General features: G+C 40.6%; 19 protein-coding genes and 1 pseudogene. 15 read left to right on the forward strand and 5 right to left on the reverse strand.

Features of this window, described 5'->3' with window-relative positions; genetic code table 11:
* Nucleotides 1–39 precede the first annotated feature (39 nt).
* From NGI26_RS01000 to tig, 9 genes are all read left to right on the forward strand, one after another.
* On the forward strand, nt 40–1,020 hold the full coding sequence (locus NGI26_RS01000) for a PspC-like choline-binding domain-containing protein (protein WP_251934861.1): 981 nt from the start codon (nt 40–42) through the stop codon (nt 1,018–1,020).
* A 122-nt stretch (nt 1,021–1,142) separates the two neighbouring features.
* Nucleotides 1,143–2,021 (forward strand): mevalonate kinase, encoded by an 879-nt coding sequence (gene mvk / locus NGI26_RS01005; RefSeq protein ID WP_251934863.1) that lies wholly within the window; start codon nt 1,143–1,145, stop codon nt 2,019–2,021.
* Complete coding sequence (gene mvaD, locus NGI26_RS01010) at nt 2,003–2,956, forward strand: diphosphomevalonate decarboxylase (RefSeq protein ID WP_251934874.1); 954 nt, start codon at nt 2,003–2,005, stop codon at nt 2,954–2,956. Before mvk ends, mvaD begins: the two co-directional genes overlap by 19 nt.
* Nucleotides 2,943–3,956, forward strand: coding sequence for a phosphomevalonate kinase (locus tag NGI26_RS01015; protein WP_251934876.1), 1,014 nt, complete (start codon nt 2,943–2,945; stop codon nt 3,954–3,956). The genes mvaD and NGI26_RS01015 overlap by 14 nt, the downstream gene beginning before the upstream one ends.
* Nucleotides 3,934–4,935: a type 2 isopentenyl-diphosphate Delta-isomerase gene (fni, locus tag NGI26_RS01020; protein WP_251934878.1), complete on the forward strand. Its 1,002-nt coding sequence runs from the start codon at nt 3,934–3,936 to the stop codon at nt 4,933–4,935. Before NGI26_RS01015 ends, fni begins: the two co-directional genes overlap by 23 nt.
* 245 nt (nt 4,936–5,180) lie before the next feature.
* Nucleotides 5,181–5,879: a cell wall-active antibiotics response protein LiaF gene (liaF, locus tag NGI26_RS01025; RefSeq protein ID WP_251934880.1), complete on the forward strand. Its 699-nt coding sequence runs from the start codon at nt 5,181–5,183 to the stop codon at nt 5,877–5,879.
* Nucleotides 5,876–6,865: an envelope stress sensor histidine kinase LiaS gene (locus NGI26_RS01030; RefSeq protein ID WP_251934882.1), complete on the forward strand. Its 990-nt coding sequence runs from the start codon at nt 5,876–5,878 to the stop codon at nt 6,863–6,865. Before liaF ends, NGI26_RS01030 begins: the two co-directional genes overlap by 4 nt.
* Before the next feature lie 14 nt (nt 6,866–6,879).
* Complete coding sequence (locus NGI26_RS01035; protein WP_251934884.1) at nt 6,880–7,512, forward strand: response regulator transcription factor; 633 nt, start codon at nt 6,880–6,882, stop codon at nt 7,510–7,512.
* Nucleotides 7,513–7,624: 112 nt separating this feature from the next.
* Nucleotides 7,625–8,908: a trigger factor gene (gene tig, locus NGI26_RS01040; RefSeq protein ID WP_251934887.1), complete on the forward strand. Its 1,284-nt coding sequence runs from the start codon at nt 7,625–7,627 to the stop codon at nt 8,906–8,908.
* A 47-nt stretch (nt 8,909–8,955) separates the two neighbouring features.
* Here the strand turns inward: tig and recD2 are convergent, their stop codons facing one another.
* From recD2 to rnhC, 3 genes are all read right to left on the reverse strand, one after another.
* Nucleotides 8,956–11,322, reverse strand: a complete 2,367-nt coding sequence (gene recD2, locus NGI26_RS01045; RefSeq protein ID WP_251934889.1) for an SF1B family DNA helicase RecD2 — start codon at nt 11,320–11,322, stop codon at nt 8,956–8,958.
* Between the two features lie 90 nt (nt 11,323–11,412).
* Nucleotides 11,413–12,027, reverse strand: a complete 615-nt coding sequence (gene lepB / locus NGI26_RS01050; protein WP_251934900.1) for a signal peptidase I — start codon at nt 12,025–12,027, stop codon at nt 11,413–11,415.
* Nucleotides 12,028–12,036: 9 nt separating this feature from the next.
* Nucleotides 12,037–12,912 carry a ribonuclease HIII gene (rnhC, locus tag NGI26_RS01055; protein WP_251934902.1) on the reverse strand — a complete coding sequence of 292 codons (876 nt, stop codon included), beginning with the start codon at nt 12,910–12,912 and terminating at the stop codon, nt 12,037–12,039.
* 86 nt (nt 12,913–12,998) lie between these two features.
* On the opposite strand from rnhC, the gene zapA reads away from it, so the two are divergent.
* The 6 genes and pseudogenes from zapA (at nt 12,999) to NGI26_RS01085 (ending at nt 17,684) form a co-directional block, all read left to right on the forward strand.
* On the forward strand, nt 12,999–13,301 hold the full coding sequence (gene zapA, locus NGI26_RS01060) for a cell division protein ZapA (protein ID WP_251934904.1): 303 nt from the start codon (nt 12,999–13,001) through the stop codon (nt 13,299–13,301).
* Nucleotides 13,298–13,846: a CvpA family protein gene (locus NGI26_RS01065; protein ID WP_251934906.1), complete on the forward strand. Its 549-nt coding sequence runs from the start codon at nt 13,298–13,300 to the stop codon at nt 13,844–13,846. Before zapA ends, NGI26_RS01065 begins: the two co-directional genes overlap by 4 nt.
* Nucleotides 13,847–13,953: 107 nt before the next feature.
* A complete protein-coding gene (locus NGI26_RS01070) occupies nt 13,954–16,290 on the forward strand; it encodes an endonuclease MutS2 (protein ID WP_251934908.1) in 2,337 nt (778 codons plus the stop codon).
* Nucleotides 16,291–16,322: 32 nt separating this feature from the next.
* The gene (locus NGI26_RS01075; RefSeq protein WP_286009819.1) at nt 16,323–16,532 is read left to right on the forward strand and encodes an alanine:cation symporter family protein; all 210 of its coding nucleotides are present in this window, start codon (nt 16,323–16,325) and stop codon (nt 16,530–16,532) included.
* 30 nt (nt 16,533–16,562) lie between these two features.
* Nucleotides 16,563–16,670: pseudogene (locus NGI26_RS09285) on the forward strand (carboxymuconolactone decarboxylase family protein); the annotation flags it as partial.
* A gap of 117 nt (nt 16,671–16,787) precedes the next feature.
* On the forward strand, nt 16,788–17,684 hold the full coding sequence (locus tag NGI26_RS01085; protein ID WP_251934910.1) for a TDT family transporter: 897 nt from the start codon (nt 16,788–16,790) through the stop codon (nt 17,682–17,684).
* A 167-nt stretch (nt 17,685–17,851) separates the two neighbouring features.
* On the opposite strand, the gene NGI26_RS01090 is transcribed toward NGI26_RS01085, so the two are convergent.
* Nucleotides 17,852–18,139 (reverse strand): hypothetical protein, encoded by a 288-nt coding sequence (locus NGI26_RS01090; protein ID WP_251934913.1) that lies wholly within the window; start codon nt 18,137–18,139, stop codon nt 17,852–17,854.
* A gap of 158 nt (nt 18,140–18,297) precedes the next feature.
* Nucleotides 18,298–18,837, reverse strand: a complete 540-nt coding sequence (locus NGI26_RS01095; protein ID WP_251934915.1) for a DUF3278 domain-containing protein — start codon at nt 18,835–18,837, stop codon at nt 18,298–18,300.

Consider the following 18,837-nt stretch of genomic DNA (forward strand, 5'->3'; position numbering starts at 1 on the left):
GTCAACTCTTTGCTACAATCAGTTATGGAGGAAGATCTAATGAAATTTTTGAAAAAAATGTTGCAAGTTGGTCTCGCAGTCTTTTTCTTTGCTTTGCTAGCGACAAATACAGTATTTGCGGATACTGCAGGTGGACAGTTTGTCGATAAGGATAATAGAAAATATTATATAAAAGATGACCATAAAGCAATCTATTGGCATAAAATAGACGGTAAAACTTACTATTTTGGTGATAGTGGAGAAATGGTAGTTGGTTGGCAATACTTAGAAATTCCTGGGACAGGTTATCGTGATGATTTGTTTGATAATCGTCCAATCTTCGAAATTGGTCTTCAACAGAAGTGGTACTATTTTGGACAGGATGGGGTATTACAAGAATTTGTTGGCTGGCAACAATTAGAACTTAAGGATTCGTTAACTGTTGGCAAAAAACATGGTGAAGGTTTTGAACGCCCAGAAGTTCTTAAATTAGCAAACTACTACTTTAATCAAGATCATTCATTAAAAACAGGTTGGCTTTATGATAAGTCTAACTGGTATTATCTAGTTGAAACAGACATTAGCGGAGAAAGCTATCTTGGTGGGGAAAGACGTGCTAGTTGGATAAACGATGATTCAACCTGGTACTATCTAGATCCAACAACTGGTGCAATGCAAACGGGTTGGCAATATCTTGGTAACAAGTGGTACTATCTCCGTTTATCAGGAGCTATGGCAACTGGCTGGTATCAAGATGGTACAACTTGGTATTATCTTGACGCTGAAAATGGCGATATGAAGACAGGTTGGGCTTTTATCAATGGCTATTGGTATTACCTCCGTTCATCAGGAGCTATGGCGATAGGTTGGCTTCAAGACGGCTCAACTTGGTACTACCTCAATGCAAGTAATGGCGATATGAAGACAGGATGGTTCCAAGTTAACGGCAACTGGTACTATGCTTATAGTTCAGGTGCCTTAGCTGTGAATACAAGAGTAGATGGCTACTACGTCAACTATAATGGCGAGTGGGTACAGTAATGAAAACAAGCGATTGTGAAGGAAACAATCGCTTTTTTTGTGAAAATATAATAAAATAGAAAGGAATAAAGTTCTAAAATGTTATCTAGAAAAAGACGGTGTTCGTCTGATAGTAGGATTCAATGACAAAAGAAGTTGGTGTCGGTCAGGCACATAGTAAAATTATTTTAATAGGGGAGCATGCAGTGGTTTATGGCTATCCAGCCATCTCTTTGCCTCTTTTAGAGGTTGAAGTGACTTGTCGGGTTGTAACGGCAACTACACCGTGGCGTCTATTTGAAGAGGACACCTTGTCGATGGCGGTCTATGCTTCTCTCGAGTATCTGAATATCAAAGAAGCGTGCATTCGTTGTCAAATTGACTCGGCTATTCCTGAAAAACGGGGGATGGGGTCTTCAGCAGCTATTAGCATTGCAGCTATTCGTGCAGTATTTGATTATTTTGAAGCAGAACTTCCGTATGATGTGTTAGAAATCTTGGTCAATCGGGCTGAGATGATTGCCCATATGAATCCGAGTGGTTTGGATGCCAAGACCTGTCTTAGTGACCAGCCTATTCGTTTTATCAAGAATGTTGGTTTTGAAGAACTAGCCATGGACTTGTCGGCTTATCTGGTTATTGCAGATACAGGAGTCTATGGACATACTCGTGAAGCTATCCAAGTTGTACAGAGTAAGGGTAAGAATGCTTTACCTTTCTTGCATGCACTAGGAGAGTTGACCCAGCAAGCAGAAGAAGCCATAAAAACAAAAGATGCTGTGTTTCTGGGAAAAATTTTAACAAAAGCACATGGAAATCTAAAAGAAATAGGAGTTAGTAGCCCTGAGGCAGATGCCTTGGTTGAAACTGCTCTTGACCATGGCGCTCTAGGCGCCAAGATGAGTGGTGGTGGTCTAGGTGGTTGTATCATTACTTTGGTAGCCGACTATCCTCAAGCTCAAGATTTAGCAGAAAGATTAGAAGAGAAAGGAGCTGTTCAGACATGGATCGAAAGCCTGTAACAGTATGTTCCTATGCCAATATTGCTATTATTAAATATTGGGGGAAGAAAGCAGAAAAAGAGATGGTTCCCGCGACTAGCAGTATCTCTCTGACTTTAGAAAATATGTATACGGAGACGACACTTTCTCCTTTACCAGCAGATGAAACCGCAGATACATTTTATATCAATGGTCAATTGCAAAACGAAGCAGAGCATGCCAAGATGAGTAAAATCATTGATCGCTACCGCCCTGAAGGAGCAGGTTTTGTTCGTATCGATACTAAGAACAATATGCCAACAGCAGCAGGTCTTTCTTCGAGTTCTAGCGGTTTGTCTGCTCTGGTCAAAGCTTGTAATGCATATTTCCAGCTTGGATTGAATCGCAAAGAATTGGCTATGGAAGCTAAGTTTGCATCGGGTTCTTCATCTCGTAGTTTTTATGGCCCCTTGGCAGCTTGGGACAAGGACAGTGGAGAGATTTATCCAGTTGAAACTGACTTGAAACTTGCTATGATTATGTTGGTCTTGGAAGACCAAAAAAAACCAATCTCTAGTCGAGATGGGATGAAGCTCTGTGTAGAAACTTCGACGACCTTTGAAGACTGGGTTCGTCAGTCTGAACAAGACTACAAGGATATGTTGGTCTACCTCAAGGAAAATGACTTTAAGAAAGTTGGAGAATTGACAGAGAAGAACGCCCTTGCTATGCATGCTACGACAAAGACTGCCACTCCATCCTTCTCGTATCTGACAGATGCTAGTTATGAGGCTATGGATTTTGTTCGTCAGCTGAGAGAACAAGGGGAATCTTGCTACTTTACCATGGATGCGGGCCCTAATGTCAAGGTTCTTTGTCTAGAGAAAGACTTGGACCACCTATCAGAACTCTTAGGTCAACGCTATCGCTTGATCGTTTCAAAGACAAAGGATTTGAGCCAAGATGACGCTTGTTAAGACTTGTGGGAAGCTCTATTGGGCTGGTGAATATGCCATTTTAGAACCAGGACAGTTGGCACTATTAAAAGCTATTCCTATCTATATGACGGCTGAGATTAAAGCGTCTGATGAGTATCGCCTTTACTCAGATATGTTTACCTATAGTGTGGATTTGCGTCCGGATTCTTCATATGCCTTGATTCAAGAAACAGTTGCCTTGGTGGAGGAGTATCTAACTGCACAGGGAGTTAAATTGCAACCTTTTTCTTTAGACGTTCGTGGGAAAATGGAGCGCGAGGGTAAGAAATTTGGTCTGGGTTCTAGTGGTAGCGTAGTTGTCTTGGTCATCAAGGCCATGCTTGCTTTCTATGAAAGACCAGCTGACAGAGATCTCTTGTTTAAATTGGCGAGTGCTGTACTTCTTAAACGTGGAGACAATGGCTCCATGGGTGACATTGCCTGTATCGTTTCCGAAGACCTAGTCCTCTATCAGTCATTTGACCGGGAAAAAGTGGCACATTGGCTAGAAAAGGAAGACTTGCAGACTGTATTAGGTCGTGAGTGGGGCTTTTCAATCACGAGCGTTGAACCGGCCTTGGAATTTGACTTTCTGGTTGGTTGGACCAAGGAAGTGGCTGTATCTAGTCACATGGTTAAGCGAATTAAGAATCATATGGATGCCAGATTTTTGCAAGTTTCAAAGGAAACAGTCGCTACCTTAGTGAATGCTTTGCAGACAGGTCAAGAAGAAAAAATTGTTGAGCAACTAGAACAAGCTAGCCTGCTCTTAGAAGCCTTGAGTTCAGATATTTACACACCTTCGCTCAGACAACTAAAGAATGCTAGTCGAGGCTTGAAAGTTGTTGCGAAGAGTAGTGGTGCTGGCGGTGGAGACTGTGGGATTGCTCTCAGCTTTGACCAAGATTCGACAATATTACTGAAGAAACGTTGGGCTGATTTAGGAATTGAGCTCTTATATCAAGAAAGGATAGGATATGACGACAAATCGGAAGGATGAACACATCCGCTATGCCCTTGAACAAAAAAGTTCTTATAATAGTTTTGATGAAGTTGAATTAATTCACTCCTCGCTACCCTTATATGACATAGATGAAATTGACCTATCGACAGAATTTGCTGGTCGAAAATGGGATTTTCCCTTTTATATCAATGCTATGACAGGTGGGAGTGACAAGGGGAGAGAAATCAATCAAAAATTAGCCCAGATAGCAGAGGCTTGTGGAATTTTATTTGTAACAGGTTCCTACAGTGCTGCTCTGAAGGATCCATCAGATGATTCTTTCTCAGTTAAAACTAGTCATCCTAACCTTCTTCTTGGGACCAACATTGGCTTGGACAAGCCTGTTGAATTAGGGCTGCAAACAGTCAAGGAGATGAATCCCCTTCTTTTACAGGTGCATGTCAATGTTATGCAAGAATTGCTTATGCCAGAAGGTGAGCGTCAATTTAGATTGTGGCAAAGCAATCTGAAAGATTATGTTCATCAGATCTCGGTGCCTCTAGTTTTAAAAGAGGTCGGCTTTGGCATGGATGTGAAGACCATTGCTAAGGCTTATGAGATGGGGATACGAACCGTTGATTTGTCTGGCCGTGGAGGGACGAGCTTTGCCTATATCGAAAACCGTCGCGGTGGTCAACGTGACTACCTCAATGACTGGGGTCAATCGACTATGCAGGCTCTTCTGAATGCCCAAGACTGGAAAGACAAGATGGAACTTCTGGTTAGTGGAGGAGTTCGCAATCCACTAGATATCATCAAATGCTTGGTCTTTGGAGCCAAGGCGGTTGGTTTATCCCGCACGATGTTAGAGCTGGTTGAAAATTACTCTGTTGATGTCGTGATTTCCGTTGTTGAAGGATGGAAGGAAGATCTACGGTTGATCATGTGTGCCCTTAATTGTGCAAAGATTGAGGATTTGCAAGAGGTCGACTATCTCCTATATGGAAGATTAAAAGAAGCAAAAGACCAAATGTAAGGAGAGAGTGGGACAGAAATCGGTAATTCGTTAGAATTCGATTTCGTCGTCCCGCCTCCGCACAGTTGAGTAGGGCTGTAAAAGCTGATGAAATCAGCCTAGTAGAGCCCACTCAACCACTGCGTTTTGCTCGACAATCCAAAGACAATAAAGAGGCTAAGACTTTTGTCCTAGCCTCTTTATCATTCCTCAGACTGATGTGACTTTTGGGATTTGTGATACAATAAAGTAGAGAGGACGGTTACATGCGAAAATTTCAAATTTTTCTATTTATTGAAGCTTGTTTGCTGACAGGAGCTCTGATTATGATGGTATCAGAGCATTTTTCCCGTTTTCTACTGATGTTACTCTTGTTTTTACTCCTGATTCGATATTATACTGGAAAACAGGGGAATAATGTCATTTTAGTAGCAGTGAGCATCCTATTTTTCTTTATCATCATGCTCAATCCCTTTGTTATTTTAGCTATCTTTGTGGCCTTGATATACAGCCTATTTCTGCTTTATCCCATGATGAATCAGGAGAGAGAAGATACCAACCTAGTCTTTGAAGATGTCATAACTGTAAAGAGGGAGAAAAATCGCTGGTTTGGAAATCTTCATCACTTCTCAAGCTACCAGACTTGTCGTTTTGATGATATCAATCTCTTTCGACTTATGGGAAAAGATACCATTCATTTGGAGCATGTGATTTTGAGCAATCATGACAATGTCATCATCTTGAGAAAACTAGTAGGTACGACAAGAATTATCGTACCAGTAGATGTTGAAGTCAGCCTAAGTGTCAATTCTCTGTACGGAGATTTAACCTTCTTTGACCAGCCTAAACGTGCTTTGCGTAATGAGCAATTTCATCAAGAAACCAGAGATTATCTCAAGAGTCCTAAAAGTGTGAAGATTCTTTTGACAACTATGGTTGGAGATGTTGAGGTGGTGAGAGGATGAAAAAGCAACCTTATATTTTAATTGGGCTCACCTCTGTTCTCTTTGTTGCCTTTCTGTTTCGAAGTATTTTTAAGGTCTTGGATTTGGAATGGACTTCTCTTTTCCAAGATTTAGAGAAGACAGAAAAAATTCTATTTCTGGCTTTGATGTTTAGTCTTGCTCTAGCCTTTTTATTAGTCCTATTTTGGAGAATGGTTGATGAAATTTCACGTAGAAAAATCCAAGCAAATCTTAAAAATCTGCTGGCTGGTAAAGAGATTAAAAGTCTTGGGGATGCCGACTTAGACGCAAGTTTTAAAAATTTATCAGGCAAGCTTGCTTTGTTGACAGAAGCTATTCAAAAAGCAGATAATCAAGCTTTGGTCAAGGAAGAGCAGGTTATTGAAAAGGAGCGCAAGCGAATTGCGCGTGACTTGCATGACACAGTTAGTCAGGAAATTTTTGCGGCCCATATGATCTTATCAGGACTCAGTCAACAAGCTTCCAAATTAGACAAAGAGAAGATGCAGACACAACTCCAGAGTGTGACAGCTATTTTGGAGACAGCCCAAAGAGATTTGCGTATTCTACTCTTACATTTACGACCAATCGAACTGGAACAAAAGAGTCTGGTCGAGGGGATTCAGTTTCTTCTCAAAGAATTGGAAGAAAAAAGTGAACTCAAAGTCAGCTTTAAACATCAGGTAGACCAACTACCTAAAAAGATTGAGGAACATATCTTCCGTATCGTCCAAGAATTGATTAGTAATACGCTTCGTCATGCCCAAGCTTCTTGTCTGGATGTTTATCTTTATCAAACGGAAACAGAGTTACAGTTGAAAGTAGTGGACAATGGCAGAGGTTTCGAGCCGGCTGACGTAGATGATCTGAGCTATGGACTACGGAATATTAAAGAACGTGTGGAAGATATGGCAGGAAGCATCCAACTATTAACAGCACCAAAGCAGGGTTTGGCAGTGGATATCCGCATCCCCTTGATTGACTAACAAAAGGAAATAAAATGAAACTATTATTAGTAGATGACCACCAAATGGTGCGTCTTGGTTTAAAAAGTTATTTTGAATTACAAGATGGTGTAGAAGTTGTTGGAGAGGCAACTAATGGAGCCGAAGGAATTGCAATGGCTTTAGATCTTCGCCCCGATGTGATTGTGATGGATATTGTGATGCCAGAAGTCAACGGGATTGACGCAACACTAGCTATTCTCAAAGAATGGCCAGAGGCTAAAATCTTGATTGTATCATCTTATCTAGACAATGAAAAAATTATGCCAGTTTTAAATGCTGGTGCGAAAGGCTATATGCTCAAGACATCAAGTGCTGATGAATTGTTCCATGCTGTTCAAAAGGTAGCGGCTGGAGAGCTAGCCATTGAACAAGAAGTGAGTAAGAAAGTAGAATACCACCGCAATCATATGGAACTTCATGAAGAATTAACTGCGCGTGAACGGGAGGTTCTTCAATTAATCGCCAAGGGCTATGAAAATCAGCGTATTGCTGATGAATTGTTCATCTCCCTCAAGACAGTTAAAACCCATGTTTCTAATATTCTTGCAAAACTGGAAGTTAGTGATCGTACCCAGGCAGCTGTCTATGCCTTTCAACATCATTTGGTAGGTCCGGATGAATTTTAGGGGACATCGAATGTAACTGAAGCATGGACGAAAAGCGCATCCATTACTTGAAAAAATTCGCTACTATATGGTATAATGGACTGTATTAAAAATTTTAAGGAGAAATGACAGAATGTCTGTATCATTTGAAAACAAAGAAACAAACCGTGGTGTCTTGACTTTCACTATCTCTCAAGACCAAATCAAACCAGAATTGGACCGTGTATTTAACTCAGTAAAGAAAACTCTTAACGTTCCCGGTTTCCGTAAAGGTCACCTTCCACGTCCTATCTTCGACCAAAAATTTGGTGAAGAAGCACTTTACCAAGATGCATTGAACGCTCTTTTGCCAGACGCTTATGAAGCAGCTGTTAAAGAAGCTGGTCTTGAAGTTGTTGCACAACCAAAAATTGACGTAACTTCTATGGAAAAAGGTCAAGATTGGGTTATCACTGCTGAAGTTGTTACAAAACCTGAAGTAAAATTGGGTGCATACAAAAACCTTGAAGTATCAGTTGATGTAGATAAAGAAGTAACTGACGCTGATGTTGAAGAGCGTATCGAACGTGAACGCAACAACTTGGCTGAATTGGTGATCAAAGAAGGTGCTGCTGAAAACGGCGACACTGTTGTAATCGACTTTGTTGGTTCTATCGACGGTGTTGAATTTGACGGTGGAAAAGGTGAAAACTTCTCACTTGGACTTGGTTCAGGTCAATTCATCCCTGGTTTCGAAGACCAATTGGTTGGACACTCAGCTGGTGAAACTGTTGACGTTATCGTAACATTCCCAGAAGACTACCAAGCAGAAGACCTTGCTGGTAAAGAAGCTAAATTCGTAACAACGATCCACGAAGTTAAAGCTAAAGAAGTTCCAGCTCTTGACGATGAACTTGCAAAAGATATCGATGAAGAAGTTGAAACTCTTGATGAATTGAAAGAAAAATACCGTAAAGAATTGGCTGCTGCTAAGGAAGAAGCATACACTGATGCTGTTGAAGGTGCAGCAATCGATAAAGCAGTTGAAAATGCTGAAATTGTAGAACTTCCAGAAGAAATGATTCACGAAGAAGTTCACCGCTCAGTAAATGAGTTCCTTGGAAACTTGCAACGTCAAGGTATCAACCCAGACATGTACTTCCAAATCACTGGAACTACTCAAGAGGACCTTCACAAACAATACGAAGCAGAAGCTGAGTCACGCACGAAGACGAACCTTGTTATCGAAGCAGTTGCGAAGGCTGAAGGATTTGACGCTACTGAAGAAGAAATCCAAAAAGAAATCGAGCAATTGGCTGCAGATTACAACATGGAAGTTGCTCAAGTACAAAGCTTGCTTTCAGCAGATATGTTGAAACACGATATCACAATCAAGAAAGCTGTTGAATTGATCACAAGCACTGCAACAGTAAAATAATCTTAAAAGATAAAAAGCCCACCTGATTAGGTGGGTTTTCTGCTGGTCTATTTTCCAAAAATCTCTTTGAGGTCCGCATCTGTAATCCCAATCATAGCTGGGATGCTTGACCAGTTTTCCTCGGTGAGGATGTAGGATAGAGGAGCTCCCTCTCGATTTGTTGTTTCAGTTGGGGCTGGGTTGGTTTGGTTAGTGGCTTCGACCAGATCCTGAAAACGCTCAATCAGATAGGTCTTGCGAGCAGTTCCGATATGTTTGACTGCGTAGTCAAAGGCCTGTAATTCACCAAGAAGGATGAGCTTGCTCTTGGCCCGTGTAATAGCTGTGTAGATGAGATTGCGTTCCAGCATGCGCTTGCTAGCACTGGTAATTGGAAGAATCACAACTGGAAACTCACTACCTTGTGACTTATGGATACTCATGGCATAAGCAAGACGAATCTTGTACCACTCATTTCGAGGATAGGAAATCTCGTTTCCATCAAAGTCAATCATCATTTCATCTTGTTTGGATTCGGTGTATTTAGCAGGAATCAGGTCCGTGATGTAGCCTAGGTCTCCGTTAAAGACGTTGACTTCTGCATCGTTGACCAGATGAATGACCTTATCTCCGGTGCGATACTGAAACTGGCTTGCTTCAAAACTAATCTGTCCCTTTTGAAGAGGATTAAGCAGTTCTTGCATGAGTTGATTGATGGCATCGATTCCTGCTGCACCACGATACATAGGAGCCAGAACTTGGATGTCTCGAGCAGGGATGCCACTTCTAATGGCAGCGTCTAGGATTTTTTCAATGGTAGCAGGGATATGATTACTAGAGATTTCAAAGTAGGAACGGTCTGCTTTTTTCTGAGTGAAATCTGCAGGCAAAATTCCCTGGCGAATCTGACTAGCAAGAGTAACAATGGTTGATTCTTCACTCTGACGATAAATTCGTTCCAAACGCGTTTGCGGGATACTTGGAATCTGGAGTAAGTCAGCCAGAACTTGACCAGGTCTCACTGATGGCAACTGATCACTATCTCCAACGATGAGAATCTTACTATTAGAGGAGATGTTTGAGAAGAGTTGATTGGCTAACCAGGTATCTACCATGGAAAACTCATCTACGATGATAAAGTCAGCATCTAGATAATCTTCCAAATGGCTAGTGTCGTCGTCTCCAGTCATCCCCAAGTGGCGGTGAATGGTTGCACTAGGCAAGCCTGTCAGTTCATTCATGCGTCGTGCTGCACGACCAGTCGGAGCAGCTAGGAGAATCGGTAGACTACTTTTCTTTCTAAGGTCCAGTCCCTCTAATAGAGCATAGACAGCAATAATACCATTGATCACAGTGGTTTTACCCGTACCAGGTCCACCTGTCAGGATAAAGACCTTGTTTTGGATAGCATCGCAGATGGCCTGTTTTTGAATGGTATCGTATTGAATGCCTAATTCTTCCTCAACCCTTACGATACGCTCCTGAATGATTTCGGTTTCGTGTTGTTCGCTTTCTTTTTTTTCAAGGATACGAATGAGGTGATTATGAATCCCTTCTTCTGCAAAAAAGAGACTGTTTTCAAAGATTTTAGTGTCAACCTGTTGAACTTTTTCTTCTTCTATGAGATTAGACAATTCTTGAGCAAGTTGACTTGGTTCCAGTTCTACAGGACGTGAGGATTCCAGTAGATTTAGAGTCTTTTCTAATAAGTCTCTAGCTTCAACATAAGTATCTCCACTTTCCATACAAGCGTTTAAAAGGCTATGAATGAGTCCTGCTCGGAAACGTTCGGGGGCCTGACTTTCAATGCCCAATTCTTGTGCTAATTGGTCAGCGATGGTAAAGCCCAAACCTTTGATATCCTCTACTAACTGATAAGGATAATTTTCAACAATATCGATGGTTTCCTCTTTATAAGTATCCTGAATTTGAATAGCTAATTTATTTGGAATCCCGTAGTTAGCAAGTTTGGCCAAGACCATTTCTGTACCGTAGTTGAGGCGGAGGGTAGAAACGAAGGCCTCACGATTTTTGGAAGATAGACCTGAGATGGTTTGAAGTTTCTCGGGGTGCTCCAGAATTTCATCGATGGTATTGTCTCCGTAGAGTTCCACAATCTTTTGGGCGGTTTTAAGACCAATTCCTTTGAAATGGCTACTTGAGAAATACTTGACTAATCCTTTACTAGTTGGCTTTGCTCGTTCGTAGCGAGTGATTTGGAGTTGTTCCCCGTATTTGGAGTGTTGGACAATCTGCCCCCAAAAAGTGTATTCCTCTCCCTCAATGACATCAGCCATGGTTCCTGTAACAATGATCTCAAAATCATCATAGTTTTCGGCATTGGTATCCTCGATATCTAAAAGGAGAATACGGTAAAAGTTGCTGATATTTTCAAAAATAATACGTTCAATCGTACCTGTAAAATAAACTTCCATATAATTCCTTTACATTCATGAATGAGAGCAAATCATTCAGAATAGAATGAGAAGAGGCTGAGATTTAGTTTTCTCGGCCTCTTAGTGTTCTTAAACTGTACCAATACGTTTGAGTGGCCAGAAGCGGAATTTAGCCTCTCCGATGATATCTTTTGCTTTAAAGGTACCAACATGTCGGCTATCACTAGATACTAGACGGTCATCACCAAGTAGAAGATATTGTCCCTCTGGAACAGTGAAGGTAAAGCTAGTATTGAAATTAACATCTAAGGTAAATGCATTAGCTTTTTTGGCAAGACTTCTGAAATATTCGCCTTTTTTGCCATCCCAGCTATCTCCAGTATAGGTGGATTGAAGTTTATCCTCTTTAAAACGTTTGAGGTAATCTGCTAAATAAGGCTCATCAGTTTCTTGATCGTTGACATAGAGTTTATCATTTTCGTAACGGATGGTATCACCTGGCAATCCGATAACCCGTTTCACAATATCTTTATTCCCCTCATCTTCATGAGCGACAACAATATCAAAGCGATCAATAGGGAGATGTTTGACAACAAAGAGAATTTCTCCATCAGCTAGAGTAGGATCCATAGAGTGTCCTTCTACACGGACATTGCTCCAGAGAAAGAGACGGCTGAGACCCACTAAGGCAATAATCAGGAAGAAAACTCCCCACTCTCTTATAAACGATTTTAAATATTTCATGGTATACCTCTATAGAAGTTTTTTGGCTTTTTCAGTGTTTTTAAAATGCAGTTTGGCGCAGAAGTTGAGCCCCTTCATGCCATATGCTTGAAGGATTTGGCTAGCCACCTTGTCAGAAGCCGTTCCAGCACCACTTGGAAGTTGATAGCCCAGCTCTTTGCCTAGATTTTCAAGATTTTCTAGGAAGAGATCACGCGCGATGATGGAGCTAACAGCAACAGCCAAGTATTTGCCCTCAGCTTTTTCCTCTAGCGTGACTGGATTGGGAAAATGGTTGGCTTCATTTTTTAAATACTTTTCATAATTTTGTAAGCTGGTAAAGGCGTCGATAACAATTTTCTCAGGCTCAACACCCTTTTGAAGAAGGAGAAAAATCGCTTGATTGTGTAAGGCAACCTTTACAGAAACAGCATTGTAGCGTTCGCCAATGACTTCATTATATTTACTCGGAGAAAGCAGTAGTGCTTGATGTTGGATTTTTTCCTTCAGAAGTGGAGCAAGCTGACGAATCTTTTGGTCAGTCAGTGTTTTGGAATCCCCAACTCCGAGTTTTCTTAAAAAATCATGCTGGTCAGGAGTCACAAATGACGCCACTACAGCGAGCCCACCGAAGTAAGAACCATTTCCGACTTCATCTGTTCCGATTAAGGGGAATTTTTGCCCGCTAGTAACTTGCGCTACTTGATAACCAAAAAAGCTGGCATAGCTTTCAGCAGCTTCTCCTTGCAAGAGGACTTTCCCAGATGTATAGACAGAAACACTGGCTTGAGGAAGCTTGAAAAAGTAGCGAATATATGGGTTTTTACTTGGAGTGAGGGCTTTTTCATGCTTTTGAACAAAAGCTTGAATGTCTTTTTCACTCGGTGTTAATGTGATACTTGCCATAGTCTCTATTGTACCACAAAAGCAGGAGAATTTGTAAAAACTGACAAAGTTAGCGAAATTTGGTATAATATCGTGAGGTGAATTTTATGGCAAATCTAAATCGATATAAGTTTACATTCGGGAAAAAGACATTAACCTTGACAACCGAGCATGACAACCTCTTTATGGAGGAAATTGCCAAGGTTGCGACTGAAAAATACCAAGCAATCAAAGAACAAATGCCTGGAGCTGATGATGAGACTTTAGCTATTTTATTAGCAATCAATTGTTTATCAACACAGTTGAGTCGTGAGATTGAGTTTGATGATAAGGAGCAAGAGTTAGAATCGCTCCGTTATAAAGTGGTCGCTGCTAAACAAGAGCAGAGTAAGATAGGGGATTCTCTATGATTTCCATCCTACTCTTATTAATCCTTGCTTGGAGCTTTTATATCGGCTACCGCAGAGGAATTCTTTTACAAGCTTATTATCTTGTGGCTACGTTTGTCTCAGCTTATTTTGCAAGCAATTATTACCTATCTTTAGGGCAGAAGTTCAACTTGTTAATTCCCTATGCCAACCCACAGGAAGGACAGGGAACATTCTTTTTCTCATCCAATCAGCTTTTCCAACTGGATAAAGTCTTTTATGCAGGAATTGGTTTTCTCTTAGCCTTTACAGTCTTTTATTGTATCGGTCGCTTGCTTGGTCTATTTCTAAACCTAGTGCCGACCAAGATACTTGAAGGGAAATACTATCGTATCGGTGCAGGTGTGCTATCAGTCGGAGTAACCTTGTTTGTTCTCCAAATGATGCTAACGATCCTTGCGACTGTACCATTACAAATTGTTCAAAATTCACTTGAAAATAGCTTTGTAGCTCGACATATTATTCAAAGCATCCCAATCACAACTGGGTTAATCAAACAGCTTTGGGTTACAAAAATAATCGGATAAAAAGGGCGGGAATTATTCCTAGCCTTTTGTTTACAATTTCGAAAAGTATGAGCTTGATTTAAAAAGGTGAAAACAGGAAAGCATAACTTTTTTACTAAGGAAATAAGATGAATACAAAAATACTAGAAACGTTAGAATTTAATAAGGTCAAGACTTTATTTGAGCCCCATCTTTTGACGGAACAAGGATTAGAGCAATTAAAAGAACTTGTTCCGAGTGATAGAGGAGACAAGATTCAGCAAGCTTTCACTGAGATGAAGGAGATGCAAGAACTCTTTGTCGAGCATCCACATTTCAGTATCTCAAGCACCAAAGACATTGCTGCTACCTGCAAACGTTTGGAGATGGGTGCAGATCTCAATATCGAGGAATTTCTCCTTCTCAAACGTGTCATATTTGCCAGCCGTGAACTGAAAAATTTCTATGATAATCTTGAAAATGTTCGCTTAGACCATCTGGCAAACTGGTTTGAGAAACTCCATGATTTACCACATTTACAGGGCAATCTCCAGGCCATCAATGAAGCTGGATTTATTGAGAATTTTGCTAGTGAGGAACTAGCACGAATCCGTCGTAAAATCCATGATAGTGAGAGCCAAGTTCGTGACGTCTTGCAGGATCTTCTCAAACAAAAGGCACAGATGTTGACAGAAGGCATTATCGCTAGTAGAAATGGTCGCCAGGTTCTTCCTGTCAAAAACACCTATCGTAACAAGATTTCCGGTGTCGTTCATGATATTTCTGCCAGTGGGAACACTGTTTATATTGAACCGCGTGAAGTGGTCAAGCTGAGTGAGGAAATTGCTAGTCTTCGTGCAGACGAACGCTATGAGATGATGCGTATCCTTCAAGAGCTTTCTGAGCGTGTACGACCACATGCAGCTGAAATAGCAAATGATGCCTGGATTATTGGACATTTAGACTTGATTCGAGCAAAGGTCCGTTTTATCCAAGAGACAGGTGCAGTAGTTCCTCAAGTCTCTGAGGGACAGGAGATTCAACTTCTCCATGTTCGTCATCCCTTGGTGCAAAATGCCGTTGCAAATGATGTACACTTTGGTAAGGAACTAACAGCTATCGTTATCACTGGTCCCAATACGGGTGGTAAGACCATCATGCTAAAAACCTTAGGATTGACGCAATTGATGGCTCAGTCTGGTCTGCCAATTCTAGCCGATAAGGGCAGTCGTGTGGGAATTTTTGAGGAGGTCTTTGCAGATATCGGAGATGAACAATCCATCGAACAAAGCCTCTCAACCTTCTCTAGTCACATGACCAATATTGTTGATATTCTGGGTAAAGTCAACCAACATTCGCTCTTGCTACTGGATGAGCTTGGAGCAGGTACAGATCCTCAGGAAGGAGCTGCCCTTGCCATGTCTATCCTAGAAGACTTGCGCTTGCGTCAGGTCAAGACTATGGCAACCACTCACTATCCTGAACTCAAGGCCTATGGAATTGAAACGGCTTATGTTCAGAATGCCAGCATGGAGTTTGATACAGCTAGCCTGCGTCCAACCTATCGCTTTATGCAAGGAGTACCGGGTCGAAGCAACGCCTTTGAGATTGCTAAACGTCTAGGATTGTCAGATGTCATCGTAGGCGATGCCAGCAAGCAGATCGACCAAGACAATGATGTCAATCGGATTATTGAGCAATTGGAAGAGCAGACCCTTGAAAGTCGAAAACGTCTTGAAAATATTCGCCAAGTCGAGCAAGAAAACCTCAAGATGAATCGTGCCCTTAAAAAACTTTACAATGAGCTCAATCGTGAGAAGGAAACAGAACTCAATAAGGCGCGTGAGCAAGCTGCTGAGATTGTTGAATTGGCTCTGGCAGAGAGTGATGCTATTCTTAAAAATCTTCACAGCAAATCTCAACTAAAACCACATGAGATTATTGAAGCCAAGGCTAAACTCAAAAAATTAGCCCCTGAAAAAGTTGACCTTTCTAAAAACAAGGTTCTTCAAAAAGCTAAGAAGAAACGAGCTCCAAAAGTTGGGGATGACATTATCGTTTTAAGCTATGGTCAACGAGGGACCTTGACCAATCAGCTCAAGGATGGTCGTTGGGAAGCTCAAGTTGGCTTAATCAAGATGACACTCGAAGAAAAAGAGTTTGACTTAGTTCAGGCTCAGCAAGAAGCACCAGTCAAGAAAAAACAAGTTAATGTGGTCAAGCGTGCTGCTGGTAAAGCACCGCAGGCTAGACTTGATCTTCGTGGCAAACGTTATGAGGAAGCTATGGAAGCCTTGGATGCCTTTATCGACCAAGCCCTACTCAACAACATGGCCCAAGTTGACATTATTCACGGTATTGGTACAGGAGTCATCCGTGAAGGAGTAACCAAATATCTCCAAAGAAACAAGCAAGTCAAGAGCTTTGGCTATGCACCTCAAAATGCTGGAGGATCTGGAGCGACTATCGTTACCTTTAAAGGATAAATTGAACTAGATGAAAATTCCAATAAAATTTTCTGAAAACAATTGACAAGTGCTGCTTTATCTGGTTCTATGGTGTGGTCTTTGTTGCTATGGTCTTACTAGGTGGTTTCATCGAGTTGGATATGGTCTGGATTATTGCAGATATTGTCAATGCCCTCATGGCACTACCAAACTTGATTGCGCTCTTGGCCTTTTCTCCAGTCGTTATTGCTGAGACGAAGAAGTATTTTGGTAAATCATAAGAGAGCCCTCATTCCTTAATTTTTGAACTTGCTTACTCGCAAGATAATGCCTTGGATGTCGTTCTTGGTGTCAGTTTGGCAACCCTCTGTAACTATGCCAATAACCTTGCTAATACACCGATCAATCCAGAATTATAACCTTATGCATAAAATATAGAAAAAGAATAGAGTCTGAACCTTTCAGCCTCTATTTTTGAATGATTTTTAAAGCGCTTTTATGTTATACTGATAATAACATGATTATTGGAGGTTGGTATGAAAAAACTCCCCTTGGCTTTTTCAGGTTGCTTATTGGGATTGGCTGGTGCAGGAAATCTCATCTTGGATATTTTTCCGTTATTATCACAGGTCTTCAGTATGTCAGGCTTGATTTTATGGTTTTATTTTTTATACAGTCATCTCAGCGATTGGCAAGAAAGTAAGCAAGAGTTGAAGAAAGCGCCTGTTTTATCAGGAATGGCAACCTTTCCTATGGCAGGGATGATCTTATCGACGTATTTATTACGAATCTTACCCCCGAACATGAGCATTGTTGCACAGATTCTCTGGTGGTTTGCTTTTCTTCTAGATGTTTACCTCATCTTATACTTTACAAAGAACTATGCCTTGGTTAAACAAAGGGCCAGTGCAACACCAACTTGGACGGTTCTTTATGTAGGAATAGCAGTAGCGAGCTTGACCTACCCCGTGGTGGGCATTGTTGGGATTGCCTATGGAGCTTGGATTTTTGGTTTTATCTTAACCCTTATCCTTTACCCTATAATTTATCAAGATTTAAGGAAAAATCCATTACCGCTCGCTTTGCTGGGACAAGAAGGAATTTATTGCGCTCCATTTTCTCTCCTTTTGGCAGCATTAGTGAGAGTAGGAGGATACAGTCTTCCTAGTTGGATTTTACTAGTTATGATCCTTGCATCACAGACCTTCTTTTTCTTTGTCCTTAGTCGCTTGCCAAGGATTTTAAAACAAGGTTTCCAACCAGCCTTCTCAGCCCTAACCTTTCCAACCATCATCACAGCAACATCATTGAAAATGGCCCAAGACATTCTGCAGTTTCCGTTTCTCAACCTCCTCGTTTGGTTAGAGATTATCATTTGTTTAACAATCCTTATCTACGTATTAGTAGAATATGTGAGATATTTAAAGAACTAAAAGAACCCCTAGCACGGAGAAGTGTTAGGGGCTCTTTTGTATTTGGTTTGAGAAGATTTTGGAACCATTCGAAATAAGACAATTCTGAAACTATGAAACATTGATACTATCAATTCCACACATCCTACATAGACAGTTTCCCTTATGTTCTTTAATATTCTTCAAAACTATATCTTATACAAATGATTTAATCTTTCTAACTCTGATACACTCATATATACTTCTACTCCAGTAACTACTCCCTTACTATAAATAATTCCACAAGAAAACACAATCCTCTTCTCACTCAAAATATTTGACAATATTACAAATGATTCCAAAACATAATCCTCTATAGTAATAAAACAATTATTTTCATCTTTGAAAAACTCTATAAATCCAATATCCTTACACCTATCACGTAAATGAAACTTAAGTAATTTTAAAAAATAATCAAAAAACACATCATTTTCCATGGAAAACCCTTTCATTTTTAAAATATTCTGACATAATCATACAAAAAATAAAGGAGAAATGCTATAAAAAACTTATTTTATTTATAACTGTCTTTCTAACTCTTCTTTCACTTACTGGCACAACATATGCCGAAACTCCAAAAAAACAATGCAGTTTCTTACTTCTCCTCATGTAGTGATAAAAAGCTGTAGACCATAGTCCCAAAGATGGCTCCAATACTAAGACCAAAGACCAGTAAGGGGATCATTATCTCTGTTTGGATGATGTTTTCCAAGAAAGTTGAAAGGGACATCTGTTGAACGAAGAGTTTATGAAAGAGCAACAGAGCAAATAAGCCAATCTCAATACTTATAAATACCAACCAACTACGAACTTTTATTTGGTGTTTGCTGTAGGTTTTGTAAATGATTTCTGATTTATCATCCTTTTCAAGATGAAGCTCTTTGACAGCTCTTTGGGCTTTTATACTTATGAACAAAATGAGTCCAAAATAGAGGTAGGGAATAACCGATCGAACAATTTCTATAAAGCGTCCGAACAAAATATAGAACAGGAAGAGAAAGAAGGAAGAGTAAAAGATTTGGACCATGGAACGGGCGCAAGCCTTATAGATAACCTCTTGTCGGCATTCATCAAAGGGACCTTGGATATGAAAGAAATTTCGAAGTAAGCGAGTTGTTAAGTCTTCTTTTTTCAT

The organism is Streptococcus sp. Marseille-Q0941 (assembly GCF_943736975.1).
GTDB lineage: Bacteria > Bacillota > Bacilli > Lactobacillales > Streptococcaceae > Streptococcus.

Excerpts from the sequence above, each read along its gene's own strand:
- NGI26_RS01030 (WP_251934882.1), top strand. The coding sequence starts at position 5,876 with ATGAAAAAGCAACCTTATATTTTAATTGGGCTCACCTCTGTTCTCTTT.
- NGI26_RS01090 (WP_251934913.1), bottom strand. The coding sequence starts at position 18,139 with ATGGAAAATGATGTGTTTTTTGATTATTTTTTAAAATTACTTAAGTTT.
- NGI26_RS01095 (WP_251934915.1), bottom strand. The coding sequence starts at position 18,837 with ATGAAAAAAGAAGACTTAACAACTCGCTTACTTCGAAATTTCTTTCAT.
- lepB (WP_251934900.1), bottom strand. The coding sequence starts at position 12,027 with ATGAAATATTTAAAATCGTTTATAAGAGAGTGGGGAGTTTTCTTCCTG.
- NGI26_RS01085 (WP_251934910.1), top strand. The coding sequence starts at position 16,788 with ATGAAAAAACTCCCCTTGGCTTTTTCAGGTTGCTTATTGGGATTGGCT.
- NGI26_RS01035 (WP_251934884.1), top strand. The coding sequence starts at position 6,880 with ATGAAACTATTATTAGTAGATGACCACCAAATGGTGCGTCTTGGTTTA.
- mvaD (WP_251934874.1), top strand. The coding sequence starts at position 2,003 with ATGGATCGAAAGCCTGTAACAGTATGTTCCTATGCCAATATTGCTATT.
- NGI26_RS01070 (WP_251934908.1), top strand. The coding sequence starts at position 13,954 with ATGAATACAAAAATACTAGAAACGTTAGAATTTAATAAGGTCAAGACT.
- NGI26_RS01015 (WP_251934876.1), top strand. The coding sequence starts at position 2,943 with ATGACGCTTGTTAAGACTTGTGGGAAGCTCTATTGGGCTGGTGAATAT.
- rnhC (WP_251934902.1), bottom strand. The coding sequence starts at position 12,912 with ATGGCAAGTATCACATTAACACCGAGTGAAAAAGACATTCAAGCTTTT.
- fni (WP_251934878.1), top strand. The coding sequence starts at position 3,934 with ATGACGACAAATCGGAAGGATGAACACATCCGCTATGCCCTTGAACAA.
- liaF (WP_251934880.1), top strand. The coding sequence starts at position 5,181 with ATGCGAAAATTTCAAATTTTTCTATTTATTGAAGCTTGTTTGCTGACA.
- tig (WP_251934887.1), top strand. The coding sequence starts at position 7,625 with ATGTCTGTATCATTTGAAAACAAAGAAACAAACCGTGGTGTCTTGACT.
- zapA (WP_251934904.1), top strand. The coding sequence starts at position 12,999 with ATGGCAAATCTAAATCGATATAAGTTTACATTCGGGAAAAAGACATTA.
- mvk (WP_251934863.1), top strand. The coding sequence starts at position 1,143 with ATGACAAAAGAAGTTGGTGTCGGTCAGGCACATAGTAAAATTATTTTA.
- recD2 (WP_251934889.1), bottom strand. The coding sequence starts at position 11,322 with ATGGAAGTTTATTTTACAGGTACGATTGAACGTATTATTTTTGAAAAT.
- NGI26_RS01000 (WP_251934861.1), top strand. The coding sequence starts at position 40 with ATGAAATTTTTGAAAAAAATGTTGCAAGTTGGTCTCGCAGTCTTTTTC.
- NGI26_RS01065 (WP_251934906.1), top strand. The coding sequence starts at position 13,298 with ATGATTTCCATCCTACTCTTATTAATCCTTGCTTGGAGCTTTTATATC.